The following is a 16,410-nucleotide window of genomic DNA, read 5'->3' as shown; positions in this document are numbered from 1 at the left end:
TAGACCTGGGGGCACCGGCGACCCGGCGACCCCGAAGGGACGTGCATGGACGAGGCTCCGTACGGCACTGCGTACGACCTGATCACGATGGGCCGGATCGGCGTCGACCTCTACCCGTTGCAGACCGGCGTGTCGCTGGCCCGGGTCACCTCGTTCGGGAAGTTCCTCGGCGGCTCGCCCTCCAACGTGGCGGTCGCCGCGGCCCGGCTCGGCCGCCGCACAGCCCTCATCACCCGCACCGGGCGCGACCCCTTCGGCGAGTACCTCCGCACGGAACTGGGCGAGTTCGGGGTCGACGCGCGCTGGGTCACGCCCGTGGACGGGCTGCCCACGCCCGTCACCTTCTGCGAGGTGTTCCCGCCGGACGACTTCCCGCTGTACTTCTACCGGTTGCCGAAGGCGCCGGATCTGGAGCTGCGGGAAGGGGAGTTGGATCTTTCCGCGATCCGGGCGGCGCGGATTTTCTGGGTGACGGGGACGGGGCTGTGCGCCGAGCCCAGCCGGAGGGCGACGCTGGCGGCGCTGCACAGCAGAACCCAAGAGATTGGGGAACGGGGGTTCGGGGGCAGCGCCCCCGAGGGGGTGGCCACCGTCTTCGACCTCGACTGGCGGCCCATGTTCTGGGAGGCCCCGGAGGCAGCCCGCACCCATTACCGCGAGGCCCTCGCCCACGCCACCGTCGCCGTCGGCAACATCGACGAGTGCGAGGTGGCCACCGGGGAGCGGGAACCCCGGGCCGCCGCCGAGGCGCTGCTCGCCGCCGGGGTCGAGCTCGCCGTCGTCAAGCAGGGCCCCAAGGGCGTGCTCGCCGTGCACCGCGACGGCAGGGTCGCCGAGGTGGCGCCCGTGCCGGTCGAGGTGGTCAACGGGCTCGGCGCGGGCGACGCGTTCGGCGGGGCGCTCTGCCACGGGCTGCTCGCCGGCTGGGAGCTGGAGCGCGTCATGCGGTACGCCAACGCCGCCGGGGCCATCGTGGCGTCCCGGCTCGCCTGCTCGTCCGCGATGCCGTACCCCGCCGAGGTCGAGCGCGTACTGGAAGGCGGCCGGGCATGACCGCCGACATCGGACCCGCCGGGCTCGCGCGGATCCGGGCCCGCCACCCCGAGGCCGTCGCCGAGGCCGCCGCCCGGCGGGTGCGCAGACCGCTGCTGCGCGACGACGGCGCGCGGCTGATGGTGATCGCCGCCGACCATCCGGCCCGGGGCGCGCTCGGGGTCGGCGCGAACGGGCTGGCCATGGCGGACCGGGGCGATCTGCTCGACCGGCTCCGGCTGGCCCTCTCCCGGCCCGGTGTCGACGGGGTGCTCGCCAGCGCCGACATCCTGGAGGACCTGCTGCTGCTCGGCGCCCTCGAAGACAAGGTCGTCGTCGGCTCCATGAACCGCGGCGGTCTCGCCGGGGCCGCCTTCGAACTGGACGACCGGTTCACCGGCCACCGCGCCCAGGACCTCGCCCGGCTCGGCTTCGACGCGGGCAAGCTGCTGCTCCGGATCGACTACCAGGACCCGGGCTCGCTCGACACGCTGCACGCCGCGGCCCGCGCCATCGACGAGATGGCCGAGCGCCAACTCCCGGTATTTGTCGAGCCGTTCATCTGCCACCGCCGCGCGGGCCGGATCCGCAACGACCTGTCCGCCGAGGCCGTCACCCGGTCCATCGCCATCGCCTCGGGCCTGGCCGGGACGTCCGCGTACACCTGGCTGAAGGTGCCCGTCACCGAGAACCCCGACGACATGGCCGAGGTCATGGCCACCAGCACGCTGCCCGCGGTGCTGCTCGGCGGCGACATAGGGGACGACCAGGAGGCCGCCTTCGAGAAGTGGCGCGGGGCGCTGCACCTGCCCACCGTGCAGGGCCTGGTCGCCGGGCGCTCGCTGCTCTATCCGGCCGACGGCGATGTGGCGGCGGCCGTCGATACCGCCGTCGGGCTGCTGTAGGGGGTAGGAGTCGGACATGGATGACCAAGGACTGGCGGAAGACCGAGGACTGCTGGTGCGGGCCGGGGCCGCCGCCCGGGGCGCGTACGCCGTCGACATCGACCCGGGGCGGGCCGGCTGGGGCTACTCCTCGCTGCGGGTGCTCGAACTGCCGCCCGGCGGCTCGCACCTGCTGGCCACCGGCGACAGCGAGTGGCTCGTGGTGCCGCTCAGCGGCGGCTGCACGGTGCGCACGGACGGCACGGCCGTCGAACTGCTCGGCAGGAAGAGCGTGTTCGCGGGCGCCACCGACTTCGCCTATGTGCCGCGTGACGCGCACACCCAGATCGCCTCCGGCGCGGGAGGCCGTTTCGCGCTGGCAGGAGCGCGGTGCGAGCGACGACTCCCCGCTCGCTGCGGCCCCGCGCCGGAGGTACCCGTCGAAGCCCGGGGCGCCGGGAACTGCTCCCGTACGGTGCGCAACTTCGCCGCCGCCGACGCCTTCGCCTGCGACCGGCTGATCGCCGTGGAGGTGATCACGCCCGGCGGCAACTGGTCCTCGTATCCGCCGCACAAGCACGACGAGCGGCGGCCGGGCGAGGAGAGCGAGCTGGAGGAGATCTACTACTTCGAGTTCGAGCGCCCGGACGGCTACGGCTACCAGCGCGTCTCGCCGTCCCGCCCCGGCGGCGCCGACGTCCTCGCCGAGGTGCGCTCGGGCGATGCGGTGCTGGTGCCGGACGGCTGGCACGGGCCCTCGATCGCCCAGCCGGGCAACGCCATGTACTACCTGAACGTCATGGCGGGACCGGGGCAGGAACGGGAGTGGAAGATCTCCTTCCACCCTGATCACGTGGAGGGATACCGGTGACCGGTACGACGCGTCGACTCACCACCGCCCAGGCGCTGATCGCCTTCCTGGCCCGCCAGTACACCTCCCGCGACGGCGTCAACCACCGCCTGATCGCGGCCACTTGGGGCATCTTCGGGCACGGGAACGTCGCCGGGATCGGGCAGGCGCTGCTGGAATCCGGGCCGGACGCCATGCCCTACCACCAGGGCCGCAACGAGCAGGCCATGGTGCACGCCGCCGTCGGCTACGCGCGCCAGAGCGACCGGCTCTCCGCGCACGCCGTGACCACCTCGATCGGACCCGGCGCCACCAACCTGGTCACGGGCGCGGCGCTGGCGACCGTCAACCACCTCCCGGTGCTGCTCCTGCCCGGCGACACCTTCGCCACCCGCCCCGCCGACCCGGTGCTGCAACAGCTCGAAGTCCCGTACGCCGGTGATGTGTCGGTCAACGACTGCCTGCGCCCGGTGTCCCGCTACTTCGACCGGATCGTCCGCCCCGAGGCGCTGATCCCGGCCGCGCTGAACGCGATGAGCGTGCTCGCCGACCCGGCGGCCACCGGCGCGGTGACCCTCGCGCTGCCGCAGGACGTCCAGGCCGAGGCGTACGACTGGCCGGAGGACTTCTTCCGGGAGCGGGTGTGGCAGGTGCGGGCCCCGGCGGTCGACCCCGGTGAACTGGCCGCAGCGGCAGGGGAGTTGAAGGAGGCGAGCCGTCCGCTGATCGTGGTGGGCGGAGGGGTGCGGCACGCCCGCGCCCAGGAGGTGCTCGGCCGCCTCGCCGAGGACACCGGCATCCCGGTCGCGAGCACCCAGGCGGGCAAGGGCGCGCTGCCCCACGACCATCCGTGCGACATCGGCGGCATCGGCCACACCGGCACGGCCGCCGCCGACGAACTGGCCCGCACCGCCGATGTGGTGCTCGGCGTCGGCACCCGCTGGACCGACTTCACCACCGCCTCCTCGACCCTCTTCCAGAACCCGGCCGTCCGCTTCATCAACCTGAACGTCCGGCCCGCCGACGCGCACAAGATGGGCGGCCGGCAACTGGTCGGCGACGCCCGGACGGGACTGGCCGCGCTGCACGAGGCGCTGGCGGGCCACCGCGTACCGCCCGGGTACGAGGCCGAGCGCGCGCGTCTGAAGGCGGACTGGGAGCGCCGGGTCACCGCCGCCTACACCCCCGCATCCGACGACCGGCGCCCCACCCAGGCCCAAGTCCTCGGCGTACTCGACACGTTGGTCACCGGGGACGACATCCTGATCAACGCGGCGGGCTCGCTCCCCGGCGACCTCCACAAGCTGTGGCGGACCCGCTCGCGCGACCAGTACCACGTCGAGTACGGCTACTCCTGCATGGGATACGAGATCCCGGCGGCGATCGGAGTCGCCCTCGCGGCACCGGGCCGGCCGGTCTGGGCGCTGGTCGGTGACGGCACGTATCTGATGAATCCGACCGAGATCGTCACCGCCGTGCAGGAGAACGTCCCCATCAAGGTGGTGATCCTGCAGAACCACGGGTACGCCTCGATCGGCGGGCTCTCGGACGCGGTGGGGGGTGAGCGGTTCGGCACGGCGTACCGGTTCCGCGCGGCGGACGGGACGTACGGCGGGGATCCGCTGCCGGTCGACCTCGCGGCCAACGCGGCGTCGCTCGGGATGCGCGTCCTGCGCGCCGAAACCGTGCGTGACCTGCGGGAAGCCCTGGCCGAGGCGCGTAAGGCCGACGTTCCCACATGTGTCTACGTGGAGACCGAAACGCCCGACACTGTGTCGGGCCCGCCCCCGGCCCAGGCGTGGTGGGATGTGCCCGTGGCCGAGACCGCGACCCGATCGTCGGCGGTCACGGCCCGCGAGGAGTACGAACGGCACGTCAGCGCCCGACGCCGCCATCTGTGAAGGAGCACTTGGACATGACGAAGACCGTCAACCACTGGATCGGTGGCAAGACCGTCGAGGGCACGTCGGGCAACTTCGGCCCGGTGACCGACCCGGCGACCGGAGCGGTCACCACGCAGGTCGCCTTCGCGTCGGTGGAGGAGGTGGACCAGGCGGTGGCCACCGCACGGGCGGCGTACGCGACCTGGGGCACGTCCTCCCTGGCCCAGCGCACCACCGTGCTCTTCAAGTTCCGGGCGCTGCTCGACGCCAACCGGGACGCCATCGCCGAGCTGATCACCGCCGAGCACGGCAAGGTGCACTCGGACGCGCTGGGCGAGGTCGCGCGCGGCCTGGAGATCGTCGATCTGGCCTGCGGGATCACCACCCAGCTCAAGGGCGAGCTGTCCACGCAGGTCTCCAGCCGGGTGGACGTGGCCTCCATCCGCCAGCCGCTGGGCGTCGTCGCGGGCATCACGCCGTTCAACTTCCCGGCGATGGTGCCGATGTGGATGTTCCCGCTCGCCATCGCGTGCGGCAACACCTTCATCCTGAAGCCCTCGGAGAAGGACCCGTCGGCCTCGATGAAGATCGCCGAGCTGCTCGCCGAGGCGGGCCTGCCGGACGGCGTCTTCAACGTCGTGCACGGTGACAAGGTGGCCGTGGACGCGCTGCTCGCCCACCCGGACGTGGCCGCGGTCTCCTTCGTGGGCTCGACGCCGATCGCCCGCTACATCCACACCACCGCCTCCGCCAACGGCAAGCGGGTGCAGGCGCTCGGCGGCGCCAAGAACCACATGCTGGTCCTGCCGGACGCGGACCTGGACGCGGCGGCCGACGCGGCGGTCTCGGCGGCGTACGGCTCCGCGGGCGAGCGGTGCATGGCGATCTCGGCGGTCGTCGCGGTCGGCGGCATCGGCGACGAGCTGGTGGAGAAGATCCGCGAGCGCGCCGAGAAGATCAAGATCGGCCCCGGCAACGACCCGGCGTCCGAGATGGGCCCGCTGATCACCGCGGCCCACCGCGACAAGGTGGCCTCGTACGTGGCGGGCGCGGCGGCGCAGGGCTCGACCGTCGTCCTCGACGGCACGGACCACACCGTCCCCGGCTTCGAGAACGGCCACTGGATCGGCCTCTCCCTCCTGGACCACGTGCCGACCTCGTCGGACGCCTACCGGGACGAGATCTTCGGCCCGGTGCTGTGCGTGCTGCGCGTGGAGACGTACGAGGAGGGCCTGGCGCTGATCAACGCGTCCCCCTTCGGGAACGGCACCGCGATCTTCACCCGCGACGGGGGTGCGGCCCGCCGCTTCCAGCTGGAGGTCGAGGCCGGCATGGTCGGCGTCAACGTGCCGATCCCGGTGCCGGTGGGCTACCACTCCTTCGGCGGCTGGAAGGACTCGCTCTTCGGCGACCACCACATCTACGGCAACGACGGCACGCACTTCTACACCCGCGGCAAGGTCGTCACCACCCGCTGGCCGGACCCCGCCGATGCCCCGTCCGGCGTGGACCTGGGCTTCCCGCGCAACCACTGACACCGGCCCCGGCCGATCAGGACCCCCGACCAACCCCAACCGGCCGGGGGTTCGTGCTGTCCCGGTCGGTTTCCCGTTCTCTCAACCGTGATCCCTTGACCCTGTGGTCACTGGCTCGGGAGCATCGAAGACGGCACTCCACCGCACGGCAGAGGGGAACCGGAACCCATGAAGGTGACCAAGCTGATCAGTACCTGTGACATCAAGGACTGCCCGACGATCTACGCCACCGACCGGGGCACGTTCCTCGTCCAGGGGGAGACGCCCACCGACCACGGGCTGAGGATTCCCGCTCACGAAACCCTCGTCGAGATCCCCGTCGAGCTGATCAAGAAGGCCATTGCCGATGGCCTCCTCTAGCACCCTCGCGGAACTCTTCGAGGGGTTCCGGCACGAGGCGTTCCGCCTGGAGACCCTGGAGGACTACAGCGGCTCCGGGAACGTCGACGCCTTCCGCGCCTTCCAGGCCGGCCGGCAGCGGCCGGAGGGCTACAACTCCGAATGGGTCGCAGAGCTCCGGGGCCTCGCCCACCGGGGCAAGAGGGTGTACCGCGTGCACGTCCTCAAGCGCCCGCTCACGGAGTACCTCCGTTTCGAGCTGGGCTGGGGCTACTGGACGAATATGACCGGTGGGGAAGAGTTCTTCATCCTCGACGTGACGGACGGGACCGATCCGCTCGAAGGCGTTCCCGACTTCTGGCTCTTCGACTCCGAGGACACCGCTGTCATGCGGTACGACGATGCCGGGGCATTCCTCGGTGCTGACGTTCTCCCGCCGGACAGAGCAGCCACCTACCGGGCATACCGAGAAACGGCACTTGCCCACGCGGAGCCGTTCACCGACTGGTGGGCCAAGTACGGCGAGTGAACAAAGCACAGCTTGGGGCCGCGCTGCGGGCACTGCGAGAGGCATCCGGAAAGGAAGCCAAAGCCGTCGCCCGTAGCGCCCTCATGTCTCCGTCCAAGCTCTCCAAGATTGAGAACGCCAACCTCCTGCCGAGCGCCACGGACGTAGAACGCATCCTCACCGCCCTCGGGGTGTCCGACGCCATCAAGGCCGAGTACACGGAAGCGGTCCGCGCAGCGACCACAGAGGCCACGGCGTGGCGCCTCCTCAAGCGAGCCGGTATCCACACGGGTCAGCAGGCAGCGCAGGCCCTTGAAGCGCAGATGGCTGTGCTGCGGCTCTTCCAACCCGCTCTGGTCCCCGGCCTGCTCCAGACACCTGAGTACATCCGCGCTGTCCTCCAACGCCACGACCTGAGCGAAGACGCCCTCACGCGCACGATCGGCGGGAGGCTTGAGCGTCAGAACGTGATGTTCGACAGTACGAAGAAGCTCCGCTTCGTCATCACGGAACCTGTCCTTCGCTGGCGGATCGTCCCGCCCCAGATGATGGCCGCACAGCTTGACCGCATCGTGTCCATGTCCCGACTGGCTCACGTGGACATTCGAGTCGTGCCGCTCTCCGCCCCGCAGACGGACATCGCCAATCACGCTTTCGTCATTCGAGACGACCGGATGGTGACCGTTGAAACGGTGCACGCTGAGATAGTCGTTACGGATCCGCAGGACGTTGAAATGTATGTCCGCAAGTTCAAAGGGTTCGAGCAATCGGCCTTGTCCGGCGACGGAATGCGGAGCCTGGTTGAGGGAATCCGAGACGGGTTTTTGACGGAACAGGAAACTCCCTAGGAGCATGCCGTCCGGAATACGACACTGGTCGCGCAGCAAAAACGCGATGTCGTGAGGAGATGCCATGACCAATCCGGCCACATATCCAGAACCGCCGGTAGAACTGGCCGGGGCGGTCGAAGCGTATGTATATGGGTGCAGCCCTGTTGACGGGTGCGGGGTGTGCATGGCGCTGGCTGAGCAGCTTCGGGAGGCGCGGGAGGCCAAGCGGTGGGGCGAGGCGTACGACGCCGCCGCGGAAGTGCGGAACCATCCGCGGCATGACGAGCGGCGTACGTCGGCCACCCGCATGAAAGGAGATCCCCGACATGCGGATGGATGAGTGGCGGGACGGATGGGACCGGGCCGCTCAGGCCAGTGAGTTGCTTCAGGATGCTTTGCGGGCGGTCGGTGCCGCTGAGGGGCGGGTTGCGCGGGTTCGGCCGCTGGTCAGCGGGCGCGGCACGCCCTGGGCGGAGATCGGCGCCGTCCCCGCCTCCCTCGCCGAGAAGCTCGCGGAGGCCCTCCGCAACGGCACCCCCTAACCCCGTCCCGCCCGCCCCAGCGGGCTCGCCGCCCACGCGTTCGGCACCGTGCACGCGCGGACGTACGCCGCCAGCAGGCGTCTCATCGCGACTCCGCGTGCTGGACCGCCGCGGCGGCCAGGCCCCGGATCAGGGGGTGCGGGCGGGTGCCGTCGCCGGAGAGTTCCGGCTGGAACAGGGTGGCCAGGTAGAAGGGGTGGGAGGGGAGTTCGGCGATGCGGACGTCGCCCTCGGTGTCGGTGCCCGGGAAGCTCAGACCGTGCGCGCGCAGGGTGTCCAGGTGCCGGGCGCTCGCGCCGTAGTTGCAGTGGTAGCGCTCCAGACTCCGCTCCGCTCCCAGGAGTTGGGCCGCCCGCGAGCCCGGCGCCAGCAGGATCTCCCCCTCGTGGCCGACCAGCGAGCAGGCGAGCGGCACGATGACCGGGTCCTCGGCGCCCGGGGTGTTCTCGGCATGGCCGGCCCCGTGCAGCCCGCACACGTTCCGCGCGTACTCCACCAGCGCGTGCTGGAAGCCGCCGCAGGTGCCGAGGAAGGGGATGCCCTCCTCGCGGGCGGTCCGCACGGCGGCGAGCGCGCCCGCCTCGCTGCGGTACGGGCTGCCGGGCAGCACCCACACCGCGTCGAAGCCCCCGACGCCGTGCGCCTCGGCCTCCTCGGTCGGGATCCAGTACGCGTCCAGGTCGAGGCCCTCCCGGCTGCGCAGGGCCTCCAGGAGGAGCGGGACGCGGGTGTGCGAGCGGACGTCGGGCGAGCGGTCGCCCACCAGGGCGATACGGGTCGTGGTCATGCCCACCAGCCTGGCGCCCACCCCGTCATTACGTCCAACGATGATCTCTGCACTCCACATTAGCGATACTGATGCCCATGGATCCGCATCTGCTGCGCACCTTCGTCGCCGTCGTCGAGCACGGCTCGTTCTCCGCCGCCGCCCAGTCGCTCGGCTACACCCAGTCCGCCGTCTCGCAGCACATCGCGGCCCTTGAGGCCGACCTCGGCGCCGCGCTGCTCTCGCGCCGCCCGGTCGGGCCCACCGAGGCGGGGCAGCGGCTCATGGAGCACGCCCGCCCGCTGCTGCTGCGCCTCGACGCGGCCCGCGCCGACATCGCATCGCTCAAGCAGGTCAAGTCCTCGCGCCTCACGGTCGCCTGCGTGCCCGCCGCCATGACCCCCGCCCTCGCGGACGCCCTCGCCGCCGTGCGCCGGGCCGCCCCCGGGCTGGTGGCGGCCGTGCGGGTGCTCGGGCGTGACGAGGTGGTCCGGGCCGTCGTGACGGGCGAGGCCGACCTGGGTCTCGTGTCCGGCGCCGCCGCCCCCAGCGACCCCCTGCCGCTGCCCGACGCGGGACCGATGGCCACCCTGGGGATCGCCGAGGAGCCCCTCGCGGTGCTGCTCCCCACGGGCCACCCCCTCGCGGACCGCCCCGCCCTGCGCCTGGCCGACCTCGCCGACGCCCGCTGGATCGACGCCCCGGACACCGCCGTCCCCCTCGCCCGGCTCCGCAGCGCCGCACACAGCGACGGCTTCCGGGCCCAAGTGACGTACAGCGGTACGGACTTGAGGGGGCTCGGGGTGCTCGTCGCGGCCGGGCACGGGCTCGCCGCGCTCGCGCTCGGCGCGGCCGACGGGCTCGCGGGCACGGTGGGCGTGCGGATCTCGGCGCCCCGCCTCGTGCACCGTACGGAGATCATCCATCCGCGCAGCCCCGCCGGACCCGTACCGGCCCTGGTGGCCGCGCTGGGCGGCTGAGCGCCCGCGTCCGAGCGGGCCGCGACCGTCCGCACTGCGGAAGGCCGCGAAAAGTTAAGGACAAACTTCGGCGCGGGCGCTGCGGTTCCCGCACCGTCCGATCGTCATGCCTTGGCGCGTTCTTAACGCCGAAAACCGGGGTCTACGCGTGCCGGATCTTCGGATTCCGCAGCAGAACAGCTATTGACCTGCGGTTCTCCGGAGGCTTCCATGACGTCCACCCGGGAGCCACCGAACCACTTTCACCACCCGCCTATGGAGGCGATACCGCTCCCGCGGATCGGACACCGCACCAGTCGATCGGAACCGCACGATGACGGAAACGCTCAGCGCCCCCCAGGCGCTCGCCCCCTCGACCGGCCCCACCCCGCAGAAGCTCAAGCGTTCCATCGGCGTCGTCGGCGGCACCCTCCTCACGCTGTCCTGCGTGACGCCCGCCTCCACCCTGTTCGTGGTCGTGCCCGATCTCTTCGCCACCCTCGGCACCTACACCGCCCTCACCATCGCGATCGGCTCGCTGCTCTGTATCGCCGTCGCCTTCTGCTACTCGGAGCTGGGCACCCTCATCCCCAGCGCGGGCGGCGAGTACGCCATGGTGTCCACGATGGCCGGACGGCTCGCCGGATGGCTGGTGTTCGTCCTCTCGCTGCTCGTCGTGATGATCGTGCCGCCCGTCATCGCGATGGGCACCGCCGCCTACCTCGCGCCGATCGTCCACATCCCGGCGCCCGCCGCCGGGGCCGGGGTGATGCTGCTCGCCACCCTGGCCGGCCTGCTCGACCTGCGCGCCAACGCCTGGATCACCGGCATCTTCCTGGTCCTCGAAGTCATCGCCGCCGGTGTCGTCGCGGTGCTCGGCTTCTCCCACAGCGAGCGCGGCGCCTCCGCCCTCGTCCACGGCTCGGTGGCCGGTTCGGGCGGCGCCCCCTCGACGGTGACCACGATGATGGTGATCTCCGGACTCGCCATCGCCCTCTTCGTCACCCAGGGCTTCTCGACCGCCGTGTACCTGTCGGAGGAGCTGGAGCACCCGCGGCGCAACGTCGCCCGCACCGTTCTGGCCACCCTCGCCATCTCGACCGCCGTGATCCTGGTGCCCGTTGTGGCGATCACCATGGGCGCCCCCGACCTCGCCGCCCTCACCGGCGGCGACCTCAGCGGCATGGTCGCCGCCTGGTCGAACTCCGCGGTCGGCACCTTCGTCAGCCTCTGCGTCGCCCTCGCGATCATCAACGCGGGCATCGTCATGGTCATCCAGAACTCCCGTGTCCTGTTCGCCTCCGCCCGCGACAAGGCCTGGCCCGAGCCGGTCAACCGGGGCCTGTCCCGGCTCGGCCGGTTCGGCTCCCCGTGGGTGGCCACCCTCCTCGTCGGCGTCCCCGGCGCGGGCCTGTGCTTCGTCAAGCTCGACACCCTCTACGGCGTCACCGGCGTCTCCGTCACCGGCATGTACCTGCTGGTCGCCGTCGCCGCCCTGCTCTGCCGGCGCGGCTCCCACAAGGACGTCCCGGCCTGGCGCATGCCGCTGTGGCCCGCGGTGCCGGTGCTGCTCATCGCCGTACTCGCCTACATCCTGACCCAGCAGGAGACCGAGTACCTGCTGTGGACCGGCGGCATCACCGCGGTCGCCACGCTGTACTGGGCGCTGTATCTGAGGCCGCGCCGCGACACCCGATGGCTGGTCAGCATCCCGGAGGATGCGCAGGTTTGAGGTCCTGCCTAGGGTGGTGTCCATGACTGTTCCGGATGCCACCCGATACCTGGACCACGCCGTCTACTGCGATGAAATAGTGTGCCAGACCGAGGAGTTGAGGTCCCACCTGAGCGGTGCGGACCTCAACTCGAAGGTGCCGACCTGTCCCGACTGGAGCCTGCGGGACCTCGCCGTCCATGTGAGCGGCGCCCATCGCTGGGTCGCCGAGATCGTACGGACCAAGGCCACGTCCCAGCTCCCCCGCGAGCAGGTGCCGGGGGCCGACGGGCCGGCGAGCGACGAACCGGCCGCGCTGGACGCCTGGTTGGCCGAGGGCGCCGAACTGTGTGCCGGCGCCCTGCGGGACGCGGGCCCCGACGCGCCGACCTGGACCTGGGTGGGGGAGTCGACCACGGCGTTCTGGGCGCGGCGGATGGCCCACGAGACCGTCGTCCACCGCGCCGACGCCGCGGGCGCCACCGGCGCCGAGTACCGGCTGGCGCCCGAGGTCGCGGCCGACGCCATCGACGAATGGCTCGGCATCATCGCCTTCATCCAGGCCGCCCGGGGCGGCAAGGCGGCGGACGCACTGCGCGGCGGCGGCCGGACCATCCACCTGCACGCCACGGACGCGCCCGGCGCCGAGTGGCTCATCGAGCTCGCGGACGAGGGCGTCACCTGGCGCCGCGCGCACGAGAAGGCGACGGTCGCCCTGCGCGGCCCGCTCACCGATGTGATGCGCGTCTTCTATCGCCGGCTGCCCGTCGACACCCCGGCCGTCGAGGTCCTCGGCGACGCGGACGTCCTCGACCAGTGGCTGGCCGCGACGGCGTTCTGACCCTTCCGTTCCATGGCCCGGCGCGGCCGGGGAGCGGGCCGCCCGCTCCCCGCGCGCCGGGCCGTCGAACAGGTGCTGGGCGCGGTCGCCTCGCCCGCGGTGGTCTCCCGCGGGGCTTCCGCCTCGGGCCCTCACTACTCCCGCTGCGGTACGGGACGGGGCGGCCGTACTCCCCGGGTACACCAGGCACTTCCACCCAGCGGCAGCTTCGGTTGTCGGACCCGGCGCATACGGTTGGGGGATGGAGATCAGCATCCGCAGACGGCGTTGGCGGGTGGCCGCGGCGGCGGCCGCCCTCGCAGCCCTGGCCGGCGCCGGCGTCTGGAGCGCCGCCGGCGCCTCGGGCGCACCCGCCGTGCACCGCGAGGACCGGGTGCTCGACATGCCCGGCGCGAAGATCGACACCTCGTTCTTCACGGCGGGCAGCGCATCGGACAAGCGGCCCGCCGTGCTGATCGGCCACGGCTTCGGCGGCAGCAAGAACGAGGTGAGGGGCCAGGCCGAGCAACTCGCACGCGACGGGTACGCGGTCCTGACGTGGTCGGCGCGCGGCTTCGGCAGGTCGACCGGGCAGATCGGGCTCAACGACCCGCAGTCCGAGGTCAAGGACGTCTCGCGGCTGATCGACTGGCTGGCGAAACGCCCCGAGGTGCGCCTCGACGCGCCCGGCGACCCGCGCGTCGGCGTGACCGGGGTGTCCTACGGAGGGGCGATCTCGCTGCTCGCCGCCGGGTACGACAAGCGGGTCGACGCGATCGCGCCGGAGATGACGTACTGGAACCTGTCGGACGTCTTCTTCCCCAACGGGGTCTACAAGAAGCTCTGGGCGGGGATCTTCGTCTCCACGGCCGGCGGCTGCAAGGCGTTCGAGCCGCAGCTCTGCGCGATGTACGAGCGGGTCGCGACCGCCGGGAAGCCCGACGAGGCGGCGGAGCAGCTCCTGGCCGCCAAGAGCCCCTCGGCCGTGGGCGACCGCATCAAGGTGCCCGCGCTGATCATGCAGGGCCAGACCGACTCGCTGTTCCCGCTCGGCCAGGCCGACGCCATGGCGCAGCGGATCGCTGCCAACGGCGCGCCGGTCTCCGTCGACTGGATCGCGGGCGGCCACGACGGCGGCGACCGCGAATCCGGCCGCACCCAGGCCCGCGTCACCCAGTGGTTCGACCGGTATCTGAAGGGCGACAAGAGCGCCGACACCGGGCCCGCGTTCCGCGTGACCCGTACCGGAGGCATCAACTCCACTGACGGCGCGGCCCAGTTGAGGGGCGCGAGCAGCGGCAGCTATCCCGGTCTGGAGAGCGGGCGCCGCACAATCTCGCTCGCCGGCAGCGAGCAGAGCTTCGACAACCCGCCGGGCGGCGCGCCACCCGCGATCTCCGCAGTGCCCGGCCTCGGCGCGGGCCTGTCCGGCCTGTCCTCGCTGGGCGTCGGCATCTCCCTCGACTTTCCCGGCCAGTACGCGAAGTTCGACTCCGCACCCCTGACGACCGGCGTCGCCATCACCGGCTCGCCGACCGTCAAGGTCAACGTCAGGTCGAGCGGCGACGACGCCGTGCTGTTCGGGAAGGTGTACGACGTCGGCCCCGACGGCAAGCAGCAGGTGCTGCCCGCCCAGCTCGTCGCCCCGGTCCGGGTCGACGGAGCCAAGGACGGCAGGACCGTCGAACTGACCCTGCCCGCCGTCGACCACACCGTCGAGGCGGGCCACCGGCTGCGCCTCGTCCTGGCCGCCACCGACCTCGGCTTCGCCTCCCCGGCCGCGCCCGCCACGTACACCGTGTCGCTGGCCGGCGACGGGCTGAGCGTGCCGACCGTGCCCGCGGCGCGGACCGCGTCGGCGGGGCTGCCCTGGTGGGTGTGGGGTCTGCCGCTCGCCGGGGCCGTCATCGGCGCGGCCCTCCTGGTCACCCGGCGCACCCACACCCCGGAGCCCGATGCCGGGCTGGCCGAAGTGCCGCTCCAGATCACCGACTTGACCAAGAAGTATGCCAAGTCCAGCGAGAGGTACGCGGTCCGGGACCTGTCCTTCCGCGTCGAGAAGGGCCAGGTGCTCGGCCTGCTCGGGCCCAACGGCGCGGGCAAGACCACCACACTGCGCATGCTGATGGGCCTGATCCGGCCCGACGGCGGCGAGATCCGCGTGTTCGGCCACGCGATCAGGCCGGGCTCGCCCGTCCTGTCGAGGGTCGGCGCGTTCGTCGAGGGCGCGGGCTTCCTGCCGCACCTGTCGGGCCGCGAGAACCTGGAGCTGTACTGGCAGGCCACCGGCCGCCCCGCCGAGGACTCCCGCATCGAGGACGCCCTGGAGATCGCGGGCCTCGGCGACGCACTCCAGCGCGCGGTACGGACGTACTCCCAGGGCATGCGGCAGCGGCTCGCCATCGCCCAGGCCATGCTCGGCATGCCGGACCTGCTGATCCTGGACGAGCCGACCAACGGGCTCGACCCGCCGCAGATCCGCGAGATGCGGGACGTGATGATCCGGTACGCGGCGGGCGGGCGCACCGTGATCGTCTCCAGCCACCTGCTGTCCGAGGTCGAGCAGTCCTGTACGCATCTGGTGGTGATGGACCGGGGCCGGCTCGTGCAGGCGGGACCGGTCGCCGAGATCACCGGCGAGAGCGACACGCTGCTCGTCACCACCGCCGAACCGGTCGCCGAGGCGGTCGCGGACAAGGTGGCCGCGCTGCCCGGCATCGGCTCCGCGCTGCGCACCGACGAGGGCCTGCTGGTCCGCCTCGACGGGGCGAGTCCGGCCGCGCTCATCGCCGAACTGGTGCGCCTGGACGTGCCGTTGACCGGCATCGGCCCGCACCGCCGCCTGGAGGACGCGTTCCTCAGCCTGATCGGAGGGTCCGCATGACCACGCTGTTGGAGTCCCCGGCGGGCGAGACGGCCCCCGGCTACCGGGCCCGGCGCACCCTGCCGCTGCGCGTCGAGGCCGTACGGCAGCTGAAGCGCCGGCGCACGCTGGTGATGGGGGCGGTGCTCGGCGCGCTGCCGTTCGTCCTGGTCGTCGCGTTCGCGATCGGCGGCAGCCCGAGCAGCCGCAACGGGCGGATCACCCTGATGGACACGGCGACCGCGTCCGGCGCCAACTTCGCCGCGACCTGCCTGTTCGTCTCGGCGGGCTTCCTGCTGGTGGTGCCGGTGGCGCTGTTCTGCGGGGACACCGTCGCCTCCGAGGCGAGCTGGTCCTCGCTGCGCTACCTGCTCGCGGCGCCGGTGCCCAGGGCCCGGCTGCTGTGGTCCAAGCTGGCGGTGGCGCTCGGGTTCAGCGCGGCGGCGATCGTGCTGCTGCCGCTGGTCGCGCTCGCGGTCGGCACGGCGGCCTACGGCTGGGGCCCGTTGCAGATCCCGGCGGGCGGCCAACTCGGTTCAGGAGACGCCCTGCCGAGGCTCGCCGTCGCGGTGGCCTTCGTCGTCGTCTCCCAACTGGTCACCGCCGGGCTCGCGTTCTGGCTCTCCACCCGGACGGACGCGCCGCTGGGCGCGGTCGGCGGCGCGGTGGGCCTGACCATCGTCGGCAACGTACTGGACGCGGTGACGGCGCTCGGCGGCTGGCGGGACTTCCTGCCCGCGCACTGGCAGTTCGCCTGGGCCGACGCGCTCCAGCCGCACCTGGAATGGGGCGGCATGCTGAAGGGCTCGGCGGTGTCGGTGGCCTACGCGCTGGTGCTGTTCGCGCTGGCGTTCCGGGGGTTCGCGCGCAAGGACATCGTGTCGTAGC

15 protein-coding genes are annotated in these 16,410 nt (G+C 72.1%); 14 read left to right on the top strand and 1 reads right to left on the bottom strand.

Annotated features, from left to right (window positions below):
• The first annotated feature begins 45 nt into the window (after positions 1–45).
• The 9 genes from iolC to ACIQ8J_RS04685 all read left to right on the top strand — a co-directional run bounded on the left by iolC (position 46) and on the right by ACIQ8J_RS04685 (position 8,403).
• Complete coding sequence (gene iolC / locus ACIQ8J_RS04725) at positions 46–1,053, top strand: 5-dehydro-2-deoxygluconokinase (protein WP_403264798.1); 1,008 nt, start codon at positions 46–48, stop codon at positions 1,051–1,053.
• Complete coding sequence (locus ACIQ8J_RS04720; RefSeq protein ID WP_403264795.1) at positions 1,050–1,937, top strand: deoxyribose-phosphate aldolase; 888 nt, start codon at positions 1,050–1,052, stop codon at positions 1,935–1,937. The genes iolC and ACIQ8J_RS04720 overlap by 4 nt, the downstream gene beginning before the upstream one ends.
• A gap of 16 nt (positions 1,938–1,953) precedes the next feature.
• The gene (gene iolB / locus ACIQ8J_RS04715; protein WP_403264793.1) at positions 1,954–2,787 is read left to right on the top strand and encodes a 5-deoxy-glucuronate isomerase; all 834 of its coding nucleotides are present in this window, start codon (positions 1,954–1,956) and stop codon (positions 2,785–2,787) included.
• The gene (iolD, locus tag ACIQ8J_RS04710; RefSeq protein ID WP_403265251.1) at positions 2,778–4,667 is read left to right on the top strand and encodes a 3D-(3,5/4)-trihydroxycyclohexane-1,2-dione acylhydrolase (decyclizing); all 1,890 of its coding nucleotides are present in this window, start codon (positions 2,778–2,780) and stop codon (positions 4,665–4,667) included. The genes iolB and iolD overlap by 10 nt, the downstream gene beginning before the upstream one ends.
• A gap of 14 nt (positions 4,668–4,681) precedes the next feature.
• On the top strand, positions 4,682–6,184 hold the full coding sequence (locus ACIQ8J_RS04705) for a CoA-acylating methylmalonate-semialdehyde dehydrogenase (RefSeq protein WP_403264790.1): 1,503 nt from the start codon (positions 4,682–4,684) through the stop codon (positions 6,182–6,184).
• Positions 6,185–6,352: 168 nt separating this feature from the next.
• Positions 6,353–6,544 carry a hypothetical protein gene (locus ACIQ8J_RS04700; RefSeq protein ID WP_403264787.1) on the top strand — a complete coding sequence of 64 codons (192 nt, stop codon included), beginning with the start codon at positions 6,353–6,355 and terminating at the stop codon, positions 6,542–6,544.
• On the top strand, positions 6,531–7,052 hold the full coding sequence (locus ACIQ8J_RS04695) for a DUF6879 family protein (protein WP_403264784.1): 522 nt from the start codon (positions 6,531–6,533) through the stop codon (positions 7,050–7,052). Before ACIQ8J_RS04700 ends, ACIQ8J_RS04695 begins: the two co-directional genes overlap by 14 nt.
• Positions 7,049–7,879: a helix-turn-helix domain-containing protein gene (locus ACIQ8J_RS04690; protein ID WP_403264781.1), complete on the top strand. Its 831-nt coding sequence runs from the start codon at positions 7,049–7,051 to the stop codon at positions 7,877–7,879. Before ACIQ8J_RS04695 ends, ACIQ8J_RS04690 begins: the two co-directional genes overlap by 4 nt.
• 308 nt (positions 7,880–8,187) lie before the next feature.
• Entirely contained in the window at positions 8,188–8,403 is a 216-nt protein-coding gene (locus ACIQ8J_RS04685; protein ID WP_403264779.1) for a hypothetical protein, read from the top strand.
• An 82-nt stretch (positions 8,404–8,485) separates the two neighbouring features.
• On the opposite strand, the gene ACIQ8J_RS04680 is transcribed toward ACIQ8J_RS04685, so the two are convergent.
• Positions 8,486–9,190 (bottom strand): hypothetical protein, encoded by a 705-nt coding sequence (locus tag ACIQ8J_RS04680; protein WP_403264777.1) that lies wholly within the window; start codon positions 9,188–9,190, stop codon positions 8,486–8,488.
• 77 nt (positions 9,191–9,267) lie between these two features.
• On the opposite strand from ACIQ8J_RS04680, the gene ACIQ8J_RS04675 reads away from it, so the two are divergent.
• The 5 genes from ACIQ8J_RS04675 to ACIQ8J_RS04655 all read left to right on the top strand — a co-directional run bounded on the left by ACIQ8J_RS04675 (position 9,268) and on the right by ACIQ8J_RS04655 (position 16,409).
• Positions 9,268–10,149 carry a LysR family transcriptional regulator gene (locus ACIQ8J_RS04675; protein WP_403264775.1) on the top strand — a complete coding sequence of 294 codons (882 nt, stop codon included), beginning with the start codon at positions 9,268–9,270 and terminating at the stop codon, positions 10,147–10,149.
• Between the two features lie 313 nt (positions 10,150–10,462).
• A complete protein-coding gene (locus tag ACIQ8J_RS04670) occupies positions 10,463–11,860 on the top strand; it encodes an APC family permease (RefSeq protein WP_403264772.1) in 1,398 nt (465 codons plus the stop codon).
• 22 nt (positions 11,861–11,882) lie between these two features.
• Entirely contained in the window at positions 11,883–12,680 is a 798-nt protein-coding gene (locus tag ACIQ8J_RS04665) for a maleylpyruvate isomerase family mycothiol-dependent enzyme (RefSeq protein WP_403264769.1), read from the top strand.
• A 241-nt stretch (positions 12,681–12,921) separates the two neighbouring features.
• Positions 12,922–15,543, top strand: a complete 2,622-nt coding sequence (locus ACIQ8J_RS04660) for an alpha/beta fold hydrolase (protein ID WP_403264767.1) — start codon at positions 12,922–12,924, stop codon at positions 15,541–15,543.
• Complete coding sequence (locus ACIQ8J_RS04655; RefSeq protein WP_403264765.1) at positions 15,540–16,409, top strand: ABC transporter permease; 870 nt, start codon at positions 15,540–15,542, stop codon at positions 16,407–16,409. The genes ACIQ8J_RS04660 and ACIQ8J_RS04655 overlap by 4 nt, the downstream gene beginning before the upstream one ends.
• Position 16,410: the final 1 nt, after the last annotated feature.

Source organism: Streptomyces sp. NPDC094147, from assembly GCF_044764265.1.
Classification (GTDB): domain Bacteria; phylum Actinomycetota; class Actinomycetes; order Streptomycetales; family Streptomycetaceae; genus Streptomyces.
Note: the sequence above shows the minus strand (reverse complement) of the source record. Positions and strands in the feature narration are given on the sequence as shown.

Coding starts and splice junctions, on each gene's coding strand:
- ACIQ8J_RS04675 (WP_403264775.1), top strand. CDS start 9,268: ATGGATCCGCATCTGCTGCGCACCTTCGTCGCCGTCGTCGAGCACGGC.
- iolB (WP_403264793.1), top strand. CDS start 1,954: ATGGATGACCAAGGACTGGCGGAAGACCGAGGACTGCTGGTGCGGGCC.
- ACIQ8J_RS04670 (WP_403264772.1), top strand. CDS start 10,463: ATGACGGAAACGCTCAGCGCCCCCCAGGCGCTCGCCCCCTCGACCGGC.
- ACIQ8J_RS04680 (WP_403264777.1), bottom strand. CDS start 9,190: ATGACCACGACCCGTATCGCCCTGGTGGGCGACCGCTCGCCCGACGTC.
- ACIQ8J_RS04705 (WP_403264790.1), top strand. CDS start 4,682: ATGACGAAGACCGTCAACCACTGGATCGGTGGCAAGACCGTCGAGGGC.
- ACIQ8J_RS04660 (WP_403264767.1), top strand. CDS start 12,922: ATGGAGATCAGCATCCGCAGACGGCGTTGGCGGGTGGCCGCGGCGGCG.
- ACIQ8J_RS04695 (WP_403264784.1), top strand. CDS start 6,531: ATGGCCTCCTCTAGCACCCTCGCGGAACTCTTCGAGGGGTTCCGGCAC.
- ACIQ8J_RS04655 (WP_403264765.1), top strand. CDS start 15,540: ATGACCACGCTGTTGGAGTCCCCGGCGGGCGAGACGGCCCCCGGCTAC.
- ACIQ8J_RS04665 (WP_403264769.1), top strand. CDS start 11,883: ATGACTGTTCCGGATGCCACCCGATACCTGGACCACGCCGTCTACTGC.
- ACIQ8J_RS04720 (WP_403264795.1), top strand. CDS start 1,050: ATGACCGCCGACATCGGACCCGCCGGGCTCGCGCGGATCCGGGCCCGC.
- ACIQ8J_RS04700 (WP_403264787.1), top strand. CDS start 6,353: ATGAAGGTGACCAAGCTGATCAGTACCTGTGACATCAAGGACTGCCCG.
- iolC (WP_403264798.1), top strand. CDS start 46: ATGGACGAGGCTCCGTACGGCACTGCGTACGACCTGATCACGATGGGC.
- ACIQ8J_RS04685 (WP_403264779.1), top strand. CDS start 8,188: ATGCGGATGGATGAGTGGCGGGACGGATGGGACCGGGCCGCTCAGGCC.